The 14,608-nt window shown below is 56.0% G+C and carries 14 protein-coding genes; 10 read left to right on the forward strand and 4 right to left on the reverse strand.

Going from position 1 to position 14,608, the window contains the following annotated elements; translation table 11 throughout:
• Window positions 1-44 precede the first annotated feature (44 nt).
• The 5 genes from trhA (at window position 45) to GXN74_RS03230 (ending at window position 4,067) form a co-directional block, all read left to right on the forward strand.
• Window positions 45-707, forward strand: a complete 663-nt coding sequence (gene trhA, locus GXN74_RS03210; RefSeq protein ID WP_162369479.1) for a PAQR family membrane homeostasis protein TrhA — start codon at window positions 45-47, stop codon at window positions 705-707.
• Between the two features lie 119 nt (window positions 708-826).
• Window positions 827-1,393, forward strand: a complete 567-nt coding sequence (locus tag GXN74_RS03215) for an S-layer homology domain-containing protein (RefSeq protein WP_162369480.1) — start codon at window positions 827-829, stop codon at window positions 1,391-1,393.
• A gap of 18 nt (window positions 1,394-1,411) precedes the next feature.
• Entirely contained in the window at window positions 1,412-2,404 is a 993-nt protein-coding gene (locus tag GXN74_RS03220) for an AIR synthase-related protein (RefSeq protein ID WP_162369481.1), read from the forward strand.
• Between the two features lie 17 nt (window positions 2,405-2,421).
• Window positions 2,422-2,904: an Lrp/AsnC family transcriptional regulator gene (locus GXN74_RS03225; protein WP_162369482.1), complete on the forward strand. Its 483-nt coding sequence runs from the start codon at window positions 2,422-2,424 to the stop codon at window positions 2,902-2,904.
• On the forward strand, window positions 2,904-4,067 hold the full coding sequence (locus tag GXN74_RS03230; RefSeq protein WP_162369506.1) for an aminotransferase class I/II-fold pyridoxal phosphate-dependent enzyme: 1,164 nt from the start codon (window positions 2,904-2,906) through the stop codon (window positions 4,065-4,067). Before GXN74_RS03225 ends, GXN74_RS03230 begins: the two co-directional genes overlap by 1 nt.
• A gap of 100 nt (window positions 4,068-4,167) precedes the next feature.
• Here the strand turns inward: GXN74_RS03230 and perR are convergent, their stop codons facing one another.
• Entirely contained in the window at window positions 4,168-4,590 is a 423-nt protein-coding gene (perR, locus tag GXN74_RS03235; protein ID WP_162369483.1) for a transcriptional regulator PerR, read from the reverse strand.
• Between the two features lie 154 nt (window positions 4,591-4,744).
• Between perR and GXN74_RS03240 the strand changes: the two genes are divergently transcribed.
• The gene (locus tag GXN74_RS03240; protein ID WP_162369484.1) at window positions 4,745-5,233 is read left to right on the forward strand and encodes a tRNA (cytidine(34)-2'-O)-methyltransferase; all 489 of its coding nucleotides are present in this window, start codon (window positions 4,745-4,747) and stop codon (window positions 5,231-5,233) included.
• A gap of 25 nt (window positions 5,234-5,258) precedes the next feature.
• Here the strand turns inward: GXN74_RS03240 and GXN74_RS03245 are convergent, their stop codons facing one another.
• From GXN74_RS03245 to GXN74_RS03255, 3 genes are read right to left on the reverse strand one after another with little or no spacing between them, the layout of a single operon-like run.
• Window positions 5,259-6,713, reverse strand: coding sequence for a sensor histidine kinase (locus GXN74_RS03245; RefSeq protein ID WP_162369485.1), 1,455 nt, complete (start codon window positions 6,711-6,713; stop codon window positions 5,259-5,261).
• A 3-nt stretch (window positions 6,714-6,716) separates the two neighbouring features.
• On the reverse strand, window positions 6,717-7,400 hold the full coding sequence (locus GXN74_RS03250) for a response regulator transcription factor (RefSeq protein WP_162369486.1): 684 nt from the start codon (window positions 7,398-7,400) through the stop codon (window positions 6,717-6,719).
• A gap of 34 nt (window positions 7,401-7,434) precedes the next feature.
• On the reverse strand, window positions 7,435-9,828 hold the full coding sequence (locus GXN74_RS03255) for an endonuclease MutS2 (protein ID WP_162369487.1): 2,394 nt from the start codon (window positions 9,826-9,828) through the stop codon (window positions 7,435-7,437).
• A 475-nt stretch (window positions 9,829-10,303) separates the two neighbouring features.
• Here GXN74_RS03255 and GXN74_RS03260 point away from each other — a divergent pair, with 475 nt between their 5' ends.
• From GXN74_RS03260 to GXN74_RS03275, 4 genes are all read left to right on the forward strand, one after another.
• On the forward strand, window positions 10,304-11,170 hold the full coding sequence (locus GXN74_RS03260; protein ID WP_162369488.1) for a multinuclear nonheme iron-dependent oxidase: 867 nt from the start codon (window positions 10,304-10,306) through the stop codon (window positions 11,168-11,170).
• Between the two features lie 189 nt (window positions 11,171-11,359).
• Window positions 11,360-12,301, forward strand: coding sequence for a 3'-5' exoribonuclease YhaM family protein (locus GXN74_RS03265; protein WP_162369489.1), 942 nt, complete (start codon window positions 11,360-11,362; stop codon window positions 12,299-12,301).
• A 16-nt stretch (window positions 12,302-12,317) separates the two neighbouring features.
• Window positions 12,318-13,691, forward strand: a complete 1,374-nt coding sequence (gene rlmD, locus GXN74_RS03270; protein ID WP_212505687.1) for a 23S rRNA (uracil(1939)-C(5))-methyltransferase RlmD — start codon at window positions 12,318-12,320, stop codon at window positions 13,689-13,691.
• A 306-nt stretch (window positions 13,692-13,997) separates the two neighbouring features.
• Window positions 13,998-14,591: a helix-turn-helix domain-containing protein gene (locus tag GXN74_RS03275; RefSeq protein ID WP_162369490.1), complete on the forward strand. Its 594-nt coding sequence runs from the start codon at window positions 13,998-14,000 to the stop codon at window positions 14,589-14,591.
• Window positions 14,592-14,608: the final 17 nt, after the last annotated feature.

The raw sequence follows: 14,608 nt of genomic DNA on the forward strand, positions 1-14,608 counted from the left end.
TGGCATTTAAAACCACGTTGTGCTTTGGAGGAAGGGAAGAATCCATGGAAACCATCAGGATCGGAACATTGAGGATCAAGGAGCCTGTCAGCGCCTTGACGCATTTCATCGGGGTGCTGCTGTCCCTGGGAGCGCTGGGGATGCTGGTGGCCAGGGCCTCGGCTATGGGAGGAGCCCTGCATGTGGCCTCCTTCGCCGTCTTCGGCGCCAGCCTGGTGCTCCTGTATTCGGCAAGCACCCTGTACCATGCGGTGGATGCGGGTCCCAAGGTCGACAGGCTCTTGAAGAGGATCGACCACATGATGATTTTCGTCCTGATTGCGGGAACCTATACACCGGTCTGCCTCATCCCTTTGGAGGGGACCATCGGCATCGTGCTACTGGCCACGGTCTGGGGGGTGGCGGCGACCGGAATCCTTCTGAAGGCATTCTGGATCCATGCCCCCCGCTGGCTGTCCACGGGAATGTACATCCTCATGGGATGGATTGTGGTGTTCGCCATCCATCCGCTGTTCAGAAGCCTTTCAGGTCCTGGATTCGCCTGGCTGGTGGCGGGCGGGGTCTCCTACACCATCGGCGGATTGGTTTATGGGGCGAAGTGGCCCCCCTTCAAGAGCCGGTGGTTCGGATTCCACGAGCTCTTCCACGTCTTTGTGCTGGCAGGAAGCGCCTGCCATTTCATCCTGGTTTACGCCTATCTGGTCTGAACAAGAAAGCATACTCCGCAAATGAAGACGCGTGCCTGCACGCGTTTTTTCCCGTTGTGCAATGAATTGGAAATGTGGTATGATAGCCATAGTCGAAAAAGGAGAAAGGTTGGATTGCGATGCAAAGGAAAAGAATGGCTGTCATGATACTGGCATTGGTCCTGCTGCTGCATCTTGTCGCAGGGACGGCGGACGCCGCAACCCAGGCCCAGGAGTACGCCGGTGCCCAATTGCGCACGTTGGACATACTGCGGGGATATGAAGACGGAAGCCTGCGTTTGGACAATCCCATTGTCCGCGGGGAAGTGGCTACCATGGTGGTGCGTGCCCTAGGATATGAGGACAAGTCCATGGCCGGCAGCGATTTCGCATTCAAGGACGTGCCTGCCTCCTACTGGGGATACCGGAACGTGCAGAACGCCTACAAGCTGAAGGTGGTGCAGGGATATCCGGATGGAACATTCCGCCCGGGGAACCACATCACCTATGCCGAAGTCGTGGCGCTGATGGTGAATGCCTTGGGGGAAGGCGGAAATTTGACGGGAAGCTGGCCGGAGAATTACCTGAACAAGGCGAAAGCCCTGGGGGTCATCCCGGGGAATTCCGCCGTCAATCCTTCCAAAATCGTGACCCGCGGGGAAATGGCTGTCATCGTGTGGGACTCCCTGCTGGTGAAGAAGAACTAGACTGGAAGGAGTGGTTTCGTGGAAATAGGGAAAGTTCCGGAGACGGTTTTGAACCGCTCCGTATTCAAGCAACTGAGCGTGTCCAGGGAGGAAGTCCTGGTGGGGCCCGCAATCGGAGAGGACTGCAGCGTGGTGGCCATCGGAGCGGATGAGGTTTTCGTGCTTTCCACCGACCCCATCACGGGAACGGCCAAAGGGATCGGAAGCCTGGCGGTCCATATCACGGTCAATGACCTGGCGGCAAGCGGAGCGGAGCCCATCGGCCTGCTGGTGACGGCTCTGCTTCCTCCGGGGTATGAGGAGGAAGCTTTGAAGAGGATGATGCGGGACCTCAACGAGGCCTGCGCCCCGCTGGATGTGCAGGTCATCGGCGGCCATACGGAGGTGACCTCCGCAGTCAACCAGCCGGTCCTTTCCGTGACCGGTGTGGGGAAGGCCAGGAGGGACAAGGTGGTGGCCGGTAGCAGGATGCGGCCCGGAGACCAGATTGTCATGAGCAAATGGGGGGGCATCGAAGGAACCGCCATCCTGGCAAATGAAAGGGAAGAGGAATTGAAGGCCTATCTGAATCCCCTTTTTGTGGACCAGGCCAAGGAATTGGGCAGGCATCTTTCCGTTCTGGCGGAAAGCCGGATCGCTCTGGAACATGGAGTGACCGCCATGCATGACGCCACGGAGGGCGGCATCTTCGGAGCGCTTTGGGAGATGGCGGAAGCGGCACAGGTGGGATTGGACATCCACCTGGAGAAGATTCCCCTGAAGCAGGAAACCATTGAAATCGCCAACTATTTCGACATCAACCCCTACCAGCTGATTTCCAGCGGGTCCATGCTGATGGCAACCCGGGACGGGGAGGGATTGGTCGAAAAATTGGAAGCTGCGGGGATTCCGGCATCTGTTGTCGGAAAGGCGGTGGAAGGGCAGGGGAGGATCGTGCACCAGGAAGACAGCATCCGCTCCCTGGAACCTGCCAAGGCGGACGCGCTGTACAAGGCCCTAGGAAAAAAATGAATTCGGGAGGTTGGAAGATGAGAGAGCAGATACTCAAGGCAATCGAATTGAACGGAAAGCGGACGGTGGAAGACCTGGCGCTGATGCTGGGAAATCCGGAAAGTGAAATTGCGGCAGAGATTTCCGAGATGGAAAAGGAACGGATCATCTGCGGCTACCATACGCTGATCAACTGGGACAAGACAGGGGTGGAGAAGGTGACCGCATTGATCGAGGTCAAGGTCACGCCCCAGCGGGGACAAGGCTTCGACAAGATTGCGGAACGCATCTACAACTTCAAGGAGGTCAAGGCGGTATACCTGATGTCCGGCGGCTTCGACCTGACCGTCATCATCGAAGGGGCCACCATGAAGGAGGTCGCCCTCTTTGTGGCCCAGAAACTTGCTCCCTTGGAGTCCGTGCTGAGCACGGCCACCCATTTCGTGCTGAAGAAGTACAAGGATTTCGGTGTGGTCCTGGATGAACCGGTGAAGGACGAGAGAATGGCGGTGACACCATGATGGAGGACAAGCTTTCCAGGGTGGCCCAGGGAATCCCCCCTTCCGGAATCCGGAAATTTTTCGACATCGTGACGGAGATGAAGGATGCCATCTCTTTGGGGGTGGGGGAACCGGACTTCGACACCCCCTGGCACATCCGGGAGGAAGGCATCTATTCCTTGGAGAAGGGGAAGACCTATTACACCTCCAATTCTGGTCTGATCGAGCTTAGGGAAGAGGTCTGCAACTACCTGGACCGCCGTTTCGACCTGAAATACAACTATAAGGAAGAAATCCTCATCACCGTGGGAGGGAGCGAGGGAATCGACGTGGCCCTGCGCGCCCTGTTGAACCCAGGGGACGAGGTCCTGGTTCCGGAACCGTCCTTTGTCTGCTACAAACCCATGACAACGCTGGCGGGAGGGGTACCTGTACCCGTTCCCCTTCAGGCGAAGAATGAATTCCGTCTGACAGCGGAGGAGATCGAGGCCCATGTGACGGACAAGACCAAAGCCATCATACTGGCATTTCCCAGCAATCCCACAGGAGCCATCATGGACAAGGGGAACCTGGAGGCAATCGCCGAAGTGATCAGGAAACATGACCTGGTGGTGATTTCGGACGAAATCTATGCGGAACTGACCTACGGGGTGAAGCACGTCTCCATCGCCAGCCTGCCGGGTATGCGGGAGCGGACAATCATAATCAGCGGCTTCTCCAAGGCCTACGCCATGACCGGATGGCGGATCGGCTATGCGGTGGGCCCCAAGGCCGTGATCGACCTCATGACCAAGATCCACCAGTTCGCCATCATGTCCGTCCCCACCACCAGCCAGTATGCCGCGCTGGAAGCGGCCAGGAACGGAGACAAGGACATCCAGGAGATGTGCGGCGCCTACAACCAGAGGAGGCGCTTCATGGTGGACTCCTTCAGGAAGATGGGGCTGGATTGCTTCGAACCCTTGGGCGCCTTCTATGTGTTCCCCTCGATCCAGAAGACCCGCATGACTTCCGAGGAGTTCGCCACCAAGCTGCTGTTCGAGCAGAAGGTGGCCGTGGTTCCGGGCACCGCCTTCGGGGAGTGCGGGGAAGGTTTCATCCGCTGCTCCTATGCCTATTCCATCGAGAACCTGAAGATCGCCGTGGAACGGATGGGCGCGTTCGTGAAGAAGCACACGCCCTAGCGGCAGGAACGGAAAGGGGGCTGTGCTCCAGCGGTTTAAAAACCGCTGGAGCACAGCCCCCTTCTCCAATACGCCATCTATATGCCCCCGCATGCTCCTCTTAGCTCAGTGTGGCTGTCTTGCATCCGGAACAGATTCCATAGAAATAGATCTTCGTGCTGAGGATCTCAAAATCGGTCTCACTTTGCAGATTGTTTATGGCATCGTCCAGCGTGCTGGTATGCAGGTCATAAACCTTGTTGCAGTGCAGGCATACCATGTGCGGATGGGATTTCATGTTGGCGTCGTAGCGCGCGCTTTCGTCTCCAATGCTCAATTCATGGACCAAATCGGCCTTTTTAAGCGCGTCCAGGGTCTTGTAGACGGTTGCCAGGCTCATGGTGGGATGGGTGGCCTTCAGCGCGTTGTAAATGACATCCGCGGTAGGATGGGCGGTCGTCTCATACAAGACCTTGTAGATCGCCAGCCTCTGCGGCGTCACCTTCAGCTTCTTCGCCTTCAGGATTTCTGCAAGTCGCTCCATTCGTTCACCTCCTTCGTTGAAACGGGATAATAGATAACTGTTCTTCAATAGTAAGTATTATATTAGGCCATTTCGACGGATTTGTCAAGGGGACTTTGCCGGAGGCCTTGTCCCCGTCCCTGGGGCATGGTAAACTGATGGGAGGAGGTGGAACATGCACATCGTACTGTTGGAACCGGAAATCCCCCAGAACACGGGGAACATCGGAAGGACCTGTGTCGCCACAGGATCCTCCCTGCATCTGATCAAACCTTTGGGATTCTCCCTGGATGAGAAGTCCCTCAAGCGTTCCGGCCTGGACTACTGGAAGCTGCTGGACCTGCATGTGTACGAGGATTTCAACGATTTCCTGTCTAGAAACCCCCAGGCCAGGATCCATATGGCCACAACGAAGGCCACCAATACCTATGCGGATGTGGCCTACAGGGAAAGCGACTTCCTTATGTTCGGAAGGGAAAGCAGCGGAATACCGGAGGAAATCCTGCTGGGGAACAAGGAGAACTGCATCCGGATCCCCATGCTGCCTTCCATCCGTTCCTTGAACCTTTCCAACGCCGTTTCCATTGTGGTCTACGAGGCCCTGCGGCAGACGGGTTTTGCCGCTCTGCAAAAAGAAGGCGAACTGCATCACCACCATTGGTAGTGGGATGCGGTCCGCCTTCTTTTTTTTAGTTCAGGGGGGTTGTCCTTTTGCCCAAGTCTCCCGTGGCCAAGGGAAGGGTGAAGGTGAAGGTGGTTCCGATGCCCACCTGGCTTTCCACCTTGATCGTCTCGTTGTGGGCCTTGATGATTTCCCGCACGATGGAGAGCCCCAGGCCTACCCCCTTCTTGTCCTTTCCCCTGGAACGGTCGGCCTTGTGGAAACGCTGCCAGATGTATTTCAGCTCTTCGGGTTGGATGCCCGGTCCGGTGTCCTTGATGGAAATCTCCACCTTGTCCTTGACCACCGTTGTCTCCAAAACGAGCTTGTCATGGTCGCTGCAGAACTTCAGGGCGTTGTCCACCAGATTGGTGATGGCCCGCTGGATCTGGTTGAGGTCCGCGAACACCAGAAGCTCCTTCTGGTCGATGAGCAGGGTGATGTCGATCTCCTTGTTGATGATGTTGCGCTCATACTTCATGATGACCTTCCGGATCACCCCGTGGATGTCGAAGGCGGTGGGGACCGGCCGGTCCACCTGGTTCTCCATCTTGGTGAGGAGCAGGATCTCATTGGTCAGCTTGGTGAGGCGGTCCGTCTCGTCCAAAATGATGGACAGATACTTGTCCTGCTTCTCCACCGGAACGGTGCCGTCCATGATGGCTTGTGCGAAGCCGCGGATGGAGGTCAGGGGGGAGCGGAAATCATGGGAAATGTTGGCGATGAAATCCTTGCGCATGTCCTCCAGCTTTTCCAGCTCGCCCGCCATATAGTTCATGTTCTGGGCCAGTTCCCAGATCTCCCCCCCATTGTCCATGGGGACGTTGATCCTAGAACTGAAGTTGCCTCCGGCGATGGCCCGGGCGTTGCCGTTGAAGGCGGCGAAGGTGGTGCGCACCTTCCGGGAAAAGAGGAAGGTGGAGAACATGGCAATCCCCAGGATCAGCAGGAAGCTGAAGAAGGTCAGGGTATAGATGTAGTTCTGGTCCTGCCGCAGGTTCGGGTAGGGGGAGTTCAGGATGGTCACTCCCATCACGTGCTCCCCCACCACCATGGGGACGGCCACCGTCAGCACCGGCTCCACAAACAGGTTCTCGAAATGCCCCGTCTCCACGGTGGATGTTTTGGCGAAGGCTGCGTCCACGATGCTGTTGTCCAGGTAGTAGCCTTCCATGCTGGTGTTGGATTTGTCCGAGTCCACATAGATGCGCCGGTCCCGGGTCAGAACGAAAATCCTGGACTGGACATGGAAGCTGATGGTGTTGATCTGGTATTTGAAGCTCAGGAAGGTGGACTCCTTGTTGTAGTGTGTGGCCATGTACTGCTGGTTGATGGCCTGGGCCTCCTTGATCATGGAATTCTGCTTGGATTCGATGAAGTAATTGGAAACGCTTTGGATGAAGACCCAGAACAGCAGCAGGAAAAGGGCGAAGGTGGCGATGGTGTAGAGTACGAAAAACCGGGTGCTGAAGGATTTGAACATGGATCATTTCACCTCGAATTTGTAGCCGATTCCCCAGACTGTCTTGATGCCCCACTCGACGGATTCGCTGATCTTCTCACGGATCCGCTTGACATGCACATCCACCGTCCGGGTATCGCCGATGTACTCATAACCCCAAATCCGGTCCAGAAGCTGTTCCCTGGTGAAGACGTGGTTGGGGTTGGAGGCCAGGTAATAGAGCAGTTCCAACTCCTTGGGGGGCATCTCCATCTTCTCCCCGTGGAAGGTCACCGTATAGTTGTTCATGTTGATCACCAGGCCGGGCAAGGTCACCTGCCGGCTCCGGTCTTCCTTGGGGGAGAGGCGGCGCATGACGGCCTTGACCCGGGCGGTCAGTTCCTTGTTGTCGAAGGGCTTCACCATGTAGTCGTCCGCCCCAAGCTCCAAGCCCAGGATCTTGTCGAAGGTCTCGCCTTTGGCGGTCAGCATGATGATGGGGGTGTCGCTGACCTGGCGGATTTCCTTGCAGATGTCGTAGCCGTCCTTGCCTGGAAGCATCAGGTCCAGGATGACAAGGGCGGGATTGAATTGCTTGAAGGCCGGCAATGCGTCCAGGCCATGGTGCACGGTTTTGGTCGTATACCCCTCCTTTTCCAGGTAGAGGGAAATGAGTTCGCAAATGTTCTCGTCGTCATCGACGATCAGTATTCTGGTTTTGTTGTCCATGGGACCTCCTGTGGACGGTGGGAACCCGCCGCTTCTATTTGAATTCCACAATGGTTACGCCGGTTTCGCCTTCCCCGTAGTTCCCCAGGCGGAACGACTTCACATGCTTGGATTGCCGAAGGAACTGGTGGATGATCTTTCGCAGGACACCGGTGCCCTTTCCGTGGATGATGGTGATTTGGGGAAGATTGGCCAGGAACGCGTCGTCGATGTACTTGTCGATGACCTCCAAGGCTTCCTGACCGGTCATGCCGCGCACATCCACTTCCGTGCGGATGTTCTGGGCCTTGGGACCGGCGCCGGAGGAGCCGCCCACATTCCTGAGTCCCGTGGGCCCTTTGGAAGCCGCAGGGCTTTTGGGACCTTCCGCAGGAGAGAGTTGGCTCAGATGGACCTTTGCCTTCATGATGCCCATCTGCACCTGGAGTTCCCCCTTGGTGTTGGGGAGGCTCAGTACGGTGCCGTTCTGGTTGAAGGGCTGGACGAATACCCCGTCCCCCACCCGGACCTGCTGCACCTTCTTCTTCGGCCGCTGCTCCGCAGTTTCCGCTTTGGCCTGCTGCATCCTGTTCATGGCTTCCCGCAGCTTCGTGCGCTCCTCCTCCAAGCCACGGGCATCGATGCCCGCTCCGGACTGGAGCAGGGCGTTCATGTTCCGGATGATTTGGTCGGCCTCGGCCTTGGCGTCCCGCAGGATGGCTCCCGCCTTGTCCTGGGCCTCCTGGAGCATCCGGGCCTTCTGGGCGTCGATCTTGTCCTTCTGCTGGATGAAATCCTTGCGCAGGGCTTCCGCCTCCAACCGGTATTCCTCCGCCTTCTGCTTCTCCAGGAGGGCGGACTTGCGGTTGATCTCCAGGTCGGTGATCAGGTCCTCGAAGCGGACCTCCCGGCCTGCGATCAGGTTCTGGGCCTCGGAGATGATGTCCTCCGTAAGCCCCAGGCGCTTGGAGATGGCAAAGGCGTTGCTCTTGCCGGGAATGCCGATGAGGAGCCTGTAGGTGGGGCGCAGGGTGGAGATGTCGAACTCGCAGCTGGCGTTCTCCACCCCCGGGGTGGACATGGCGTACACCTTCAGCTCGCTGTAGTGGGTGGTGGCGGCGGTCAGGATCTTCTTCTCCTGCAGGTTCTCCAGGATGGCCATGGCCAGGGCGGCGCCCTCGATGGGGTCCGTCCCGGCACCCAGCTCGTCGAAAAGCACCATGGAGTTGTAGTTTGCCTTCTGGAGGATGTCGATGATGTTGGTCATGTGGGACGAGAAGGTGCTCAGGCTCTGCTCGATGCTCTGCTCGTCCCCGATGTCGGCGAAAATCTCATCCAGGACCGTCAGCCGGGAGTTGTCGAAGGCGGGGATGTGCAGGCCGGACTGTCCCATGAGGGAAAGGAGCCCAAGGGTCTTGAGGGTGACGGTCTTGCCTCCCGTGTTGGGGCCGGTGACCACAAGGGTGGTGAACTTCTCTCCCAGGTAGATGTCGATGGGCACAACCGAAGCCGGATCCAGCAAGGGATGACGGGCCTTCTTCAGGTTGATGTGGTGTTCCAGGGAGAACAGGGGCCGGGATGCCTTCATGCGATAGGAGAGCTCCCCTTTCGCGAAGATGAAGTCCAGCACGGCCACAAGGCTGCAGTCGGATTCCAGCACATCCACATGGTTGGCCGCCAAGGCGCTCAAGGCCGCAAGGATCCGCTCGATTTCCGCCTGTTCCGCGTGCAGGAGCTCCCGCAGGGTGTTGTTCAGCTGGACCACGGACATGGGTTCGATGAAGAGGGTGGCGCCGGTGGAGGACTGGTCGTGGACCATGCCGGAAAAGCTGCTCCGGTATTCCGACTTCACGGGAACGCAGAAGCGGTCGTTCCGCATGGTGATGATGGGGTCCTGGAGCATGTTCCTGTAGGTGCCGGAGTTGATGATGCTCTGCAGCTGGTTCTTCACTTTGCCGTGGGTGTTCTTGATCTCCCGGCGGATGTCGTAGAGCTTGGGGCTGGCGTCGTCGGCGATCTCCTCTTCCGAAAGGATGGCGGCGGAAATCTCCCGATACAAGGGGTGGATGGGGTCCAGCAGCTGGAAGTAGCCTCCGATGTCAAGGCCGTCCAGGAATTCCCCCGCCTGGTTCCCATAGGACTTCAATCCCTTGACGACCCGCAGGGTGTCGCCGATCTGCAGAAGCTCCACGATGGACAGGTTGCCGCCGACCCGCAGGCGTTGGAGGGAAGGGCGCAAGTCCTTGGCGCCTCCCAGCTGGACGGGGCCGTATTTCTGGATCAGGGTGTAGGCGCCGGATGTCTCGTCCAGCTTCCGGTTGATCAGGTCCAGGTCTTTGTATGGTTCAAGGCTTGCCGACAACTCCTTGCCCATGGAGGTGACGGTGATGGCCGTTAGCATTTCTCTGACTTTGGTGAATTCCAAGGTTGTTAAGACTTTTTGATTCATAGGATCTCCTCTGTGCGTTGGTGTCGCTGTCAGGGACAGAACAATTTCATTTTACATCAAATGGAAGGATTTGACCACTAAAAAGCGGAACATGGGCCGGCGGGAACCCTTTTTTTCCGGTGGTATGGGCAAAATGGACAGAAAAATTAAAAAAGACACAGAAACATTATAGAATATTAAAAGGTTGTTCATATCCTGTTCAAAACTACTCCGTATAATGAACTCATGAACATCACAACGACCACAACGGAGTGTGTTGCAATGATATCGAATATGAAAGACGAACACAATGCAGATACAGTAGAAGTTGTCAGGCGTCCGTTATATAGAGAACTCATAAAAGAGCGGCCGGCGCCAAAGACATTATGGATGAGGATATTGAAGATATTCAAACGATGAGCTAGGTTCATTGCAGGGGGAGGCAACTAGGCTTCCTTTTTTTGTCCTTAATCAATCCCAGGAAGGTGATACTGTCATGGTGAAATTCGGATGTAATTATTCTGCTGAACTGCTGAATCTGGTTCAGGAAGATAAGTTGCAGATTGACTATATAAAGATCGGGGCCTTCGGTCCCTTTGAAGATATCTTGGAGGAAACGAAGGAGAAGGCTCCTTTGCTGATCCACGGTTTTGGATGGTTCGAGGATGCGGGAACCGACCATTTGGAGGCGTCCCATTTCGAACACATGAACCACATGCTGAACAAGTTCGAAAGCCCCCACCTGGGCGTACACTGCGCCCTGTTCAGGAAGGATGTGGAGCATCTGCGTCCGGTTCTGGAACAGGAAGGCGCGGATGCGGCAGGCATCTACATGGAACACATGCTGGGCGTGGTGGGAAGATACAAGGAAGCGCTGGATGTGCCCGTATTGCTGGAAAACATCGACTATTCCCCCTTCTACAACAGGGAAGTGACCTTGCCTGAAGTGGTGGACCCTGGTTTCATCGCGGACTTGTGCGAGAAGGCGGATGTGGGCTTCCTTTTGGACCTGTCCCATGCCAAGGTTTCGGCCTACCATCTGGGAATGGACATCTACGACTATCTGGAGCAGTTGCCGCTGGAGCGGATGAAGGAGATCCACCTGTCCGGCACCCATTGCAGCAGGAAGTACGGGGAAGAGGACGTCCATGACGCCCTGACGGAAAAGGACTACGAACTGTTGGAGTGGATCCTTGAACAGAAGATGCCGGAAGTGGTCACCTTGGAATACGGATGGCCAGGAGCGGATTACGCGTGGAGGACACACAGGACCCTGATTCACAGCCAGATGACCAAAATCCAGAGCATGGTGCGGGACATCGAGTGGTATGGATCTGTGGGTGAGGAAGAAGTTAGTGCTTGATATTAGGCCCTTTTAAGGGCATCATTGGAAACGGGAAGCTGTTGCATAAGCTTCCCGTTTTCTTATTGGCTTCTTGTGGGCGGGAAAGTGCGGTTAGCGTTTGCGCGGGCACCGGTTTTGCCGTATAATGGAGAAGATTGGAAAAAAATCAACCGATGGTGAATCGATAGGAAATGGAAAGGGGTAACCATGCGTTACATTAAAGACATCAAGGAGGGGGACAATGTTTCCGAACATTATCTCTGTGCCAGCAAGCAAATACTGAAGACGAGGGTGGGCAAGACCTACTATTCCCTCCTCCTGCAGGACAAGACAGGGTCCATGGACACGAAGATCTGGGAGCTGTCCGACGGGATCGCCAATTTCGAGGCGGGGGACTATGTGAAGGTGGAGGGAAGCGTGGTGAGCTTCCAGGGGGGGCTGCAGCTGAATGTACGCCGCCTGCGCAAATCCCAGACAGGCGAGGTGGACCCCAAGGAATATGTGCCCACGGTGGAAGGGGACATGGAGCAGATGTACCAGGAGCTGCTGGGGTATGTGGACAAGATCGGGAATGCCCATCTTTCCCAGCTGGCGAAGAAGTTCTTCGTGGAGGACAAGGCGTTCGCCGAGCGGTTCAAGACCCACACCGCCGCCAAGACCATGCACCACAACGTGATGGGCGGGCTGCTGGAGCACACCCTGGGGATCCTTAGGATGTGCGAGTTCCTGGCGGACGCCTATCCCACCGTGGACCGGGACCTGCTCTTCGTGGGGGCGCTGTTCCACGACATGGGCAAGACCAGGGAGCTCTCCAGCTTCCCCATCCTGGAATACACCGATGAAGGACAGCTGGTGGGACACATCGTCATGGCGGTGGAATGGATCGGGGAGAAGATCAGGGAAATCCCCGGGTTCCCGGCGCCGCTTGCCAACCTGGTGAAGCACATGGTGCTGGCCCATCACGGGGAGCTGGAATACGGGTCCCCGAAGAAACCGGCCGTCCTGGAGGCGGTGCTCCTGCATTATGCGGACAACATAGACGCCAAGGTGCAGACCTTCGGCAGGATCCTTTCGGAGACGGACAAGGAGAGCAACTGGTCCTACTACCAGAAGCCCTTCGAGTCCAGCATCCGCAGGACCAGATACTAGCACCGGGGGAGCGGCTATGAAGAAGCGGGAAATTCCGGTTGTCAAGAACGAGGACTACATGATGGATGTGGAGGACCTGGGGGTGAACGGGGAGGGGATCGGCAAGATCCTGGGCTACACCGTTTTTGTGGACGGCGCCCTCCCCGGGGACCGGGTCCGTGTGAAGGTCATCAAGACGAAGGGCAACTACGGCTACGGGAAGCTGCTGGACATCGCCATGCCTTCCCCCCAGCGGGTGGAGCCGCCCTGCAGGATCGCAATGCAGTGCGGGGGATGCCAGATCCAGCACCTGTCCTACCAGGGGCAGCTGGCCTACAAGCAGGCGCATGTGGGGAACTGCTTCCGTCGGATCGCCGGGATGGAGGAGGTGCCCATGGCGCCCATCCTGGGGATGGAGGATCCTTTCCACTACCGGAACAAGGTGCAGTTTCCGGTGCGGGAGGTCCAAGGACGGATCGCCATCGGCTTCTACGCCGCCCGGAGCCACCGGGTGGTGGAGACGGATGTCTGCCATATCCAGGACCGGTTCAACGAGGAGATCATCCGGAGGGTCCGGAAGTTCATGGAGGAGAACCGGGTCCGGGCCTATGACGAGGAGCGCCACAAGGGGCTGGTCCGTCATGTCCTGACGCGGAAATCCCATCATTCCGGAGAGTTCCATGTGACCCTGGTCATCAACGGCAAGTCCCTGCCCCAGGCGGAAGCCCTGGTGGTGGCGTTTGGGGACCTGCCCCGGGTGACGGGGATCAGCCTCAACTTCAACGAGGAGAAGACCAACGTGATCCTGGGCAGGCGGACCCAGATCCTGTTCGGGGAGCCCTATCTGGAGGACCGGATCGGGGACGTGCGGTTCATGATCTCCCCCAATTCCTTCTACCAGGTGAATCCGGTGCAGACGAAGGTGCTGTACGAGAAGGCGCTGGAATACGCGGGGCTTACGGGCAGCGAGACGGTCTGGGACATCTATTGCGGCATCGGGACCATTTCCCTCTTCCTGGCCCAAAAGGCCAAACAGGTCTACGGGGTGGAGGTGGTGGAGTCGGCCATCCAGGATGCCCGCAGGAACGCGGAAGCCAACGGCATGAAGAATGTGGAGTTCTTCGTGGGGGAGGCGGAGCAGGTGCTGCCGGAGAAGTTCGCCAAGGAGGGGATCCGGGCGGATGTGATTGTGGTGGACCCCCCCAGGAAGGGCTGCGACCCGGCGGTGATCGGGACCATCCTGGAGATGGGGCCGGCCCGGGTGGTGTATGTCTCCTGCGACCCGGCCACCCTGGCAAGGGACGTGAAGCTGCTGGCGGAGGGGGGGTACCGGCTGGAGGAGGTCCAGCCGGTGGACATGTTCCCGCATTCCGTGCATGTTGAGACGGTAGTATTGCTATCAAGAGTATAGAATTAAGAGGAAAGAAACCTGTGTAAATAAGGACTCTCCGTGATTTGAGATCTGGTCTAAGCCAGAAGGATAATCACGGTTTTTTATTTTGCGGGAACTTATCTAAGAATAGCAAAGCTTAAGGTTGAGTGGATAGATTGACTTTTGGGCTTGTGAGTTGATAGGATTGCTGACAAAAATGTGGTGAGTGGATAAGATTATTGTCAAAAAATTAGAAAACATTTACACTTTATATTGACCGAGACAATAAAATGAAGTACAATAAATATTAGGTGGGATTATAGCCCTGCACCAGGAGGTGAGAACTTGATAGGATTAGAATATATTTTAAACCTCTATAACCTTCAACATATAGAACTTGCAGAAAAACTTGGCATTAAAAAACAAAATATAAACATGTGGGTGAAAGGGCGACAGAACATTCCAAAGAAATATCTACCGGTATTAGAAGAACTCTTTGGTATTGATCAGTCCTACTTTGGACGTGAGCTTAGTGAAATTGATCAGTTAGAAATCCAGAAGGAAAAGCTGAAAAGAGATCTGAAGCCTGTAATCAAAAAACATGAGCAGCAGTTTTCTTTGGGAGAGATTAATGACCTTGTTGAAGTTCCCATTTACGATAAAGAAGAAATAAATGCTATAGAGCGAGATATTGAAAAGGCCAAGTTGGTATCAAAGTTTAAGGCGGCAATGGATATAGTAGAGAATAATCCATACTTGGAGACTTATAAGCTCATTGTAGAACTACTTGAAAAAGTGCAGCATGAATCAGTTCTACACAAAACGGTTGAAGCATTGGCGCACTATTACGAAGTCTTACCTGATTGGGTGAGTAGCGAACCGGAACAAGAAGGCTTTGAAAGTGAAATTTTTGAAGTCTTTGATGATCATAACTATTAAACATTTGGAGGGAATAT

Origin of the sequence: Anaerotalea alkaliphila, from assembly GCF_010179735.1 — a bacterium.
Classification (GTDB): domain Bacteria; phylum Bacillota; class Clostridia; order Lachnospirales; family Vallitaleaceae; genus Anaerotalea; species Anaerotalea alkaliphila.

What these genes read in the sequence shown, in the direction of transcription:
- rlmD (WP_212505687.1), top strand. Translation starts at nt 12,318, where the DNA reads ATGAAGAAGCGGGAAATTCCGGTTGTCAAGAACGAGGACTACATGATG.
- GXN74_RS03215 (WP_162369480.1), top strand. Translation starts at nt 827, where the DNA reads ATGCAAAGGAAAAGAATGGCTGTCATGATACTGGCATTGGTCCTGCTG.
- GXN74_RS03230 (WP_162369506.1), top strand. Translation starts at nt 2,904, where the DNA reads ATGGAGGACAAGCTTTCCAGGGTGGCCCAGGGAATCCCCCCTTCCGGA.
- GXN74_RS03240 (WP_162369484.1), top strand. Translation starts at nt 4,745, where the DNA reads ATGCACATCGTACTGTTGGAACCGGAAATCCCCCAGAACACGGGGAAC.
- GXN74_RS03255 (WP_162369487.1), bottom strand. Translation starts at nt 9,828, where the DNA reads ATGAATCAAAAAGTCTTAACAACCTTGGAATTCACCAAAGTCAGAGAA.
- GXN74_RS03245 (WP_162369485.1), bottom strand. Translation starts at nt 6,713, where the DNA reads ATGTTCAAATCCTTCAGCACCCGGTTTTTCGTACTCTACACCATCGCC.
- GXN74_RS03265 (WP_162369489.1), top strand. Translation starts at nt 11,360, where the DNA reads ATGCGTTACATTAAAGACATCAAGGAGGGGGACAATGTTTCCGAACAT.
- trhA (WP_162369479.1), top strand. Translation starts at nt 45, where the DNA reads ATGGAAACCATCAGGATCGGAACATTGAGGATCAAGGAGCCTGTCAGC.
- GXN74_RS03250 (WP_162369486.1), bottom strand. Translation starts at nt 7,400, where the DNA reads ATGGACAACAAAACCAGAATACTGATCGTCGATGACGACGAGAACATT.
- GXN74_RS03260 (WP_162369488.1), top strand. Translation starts at nt 10,304, where the DNA reads ATGGTGAAATTCGGATGTAATTATTCTGCTGAACTGCTGAATCTGGTT.
- GXN74_RS03225 (WP_162369482.1), top strand. Translation starts at nt 2,422, where the DNA reads ATGAGAGAGCAGATACTCAAGGCAATCGAATTGAACGGAAAGCGGACG.
- perR (WP_162369483.1), bottom strand. Translation starts at nt 4,590, where the DNA reads ATGGAGCGACTTGCAGAAATCCTGAAGGCGAAGAAGCTGAAGGTGACG.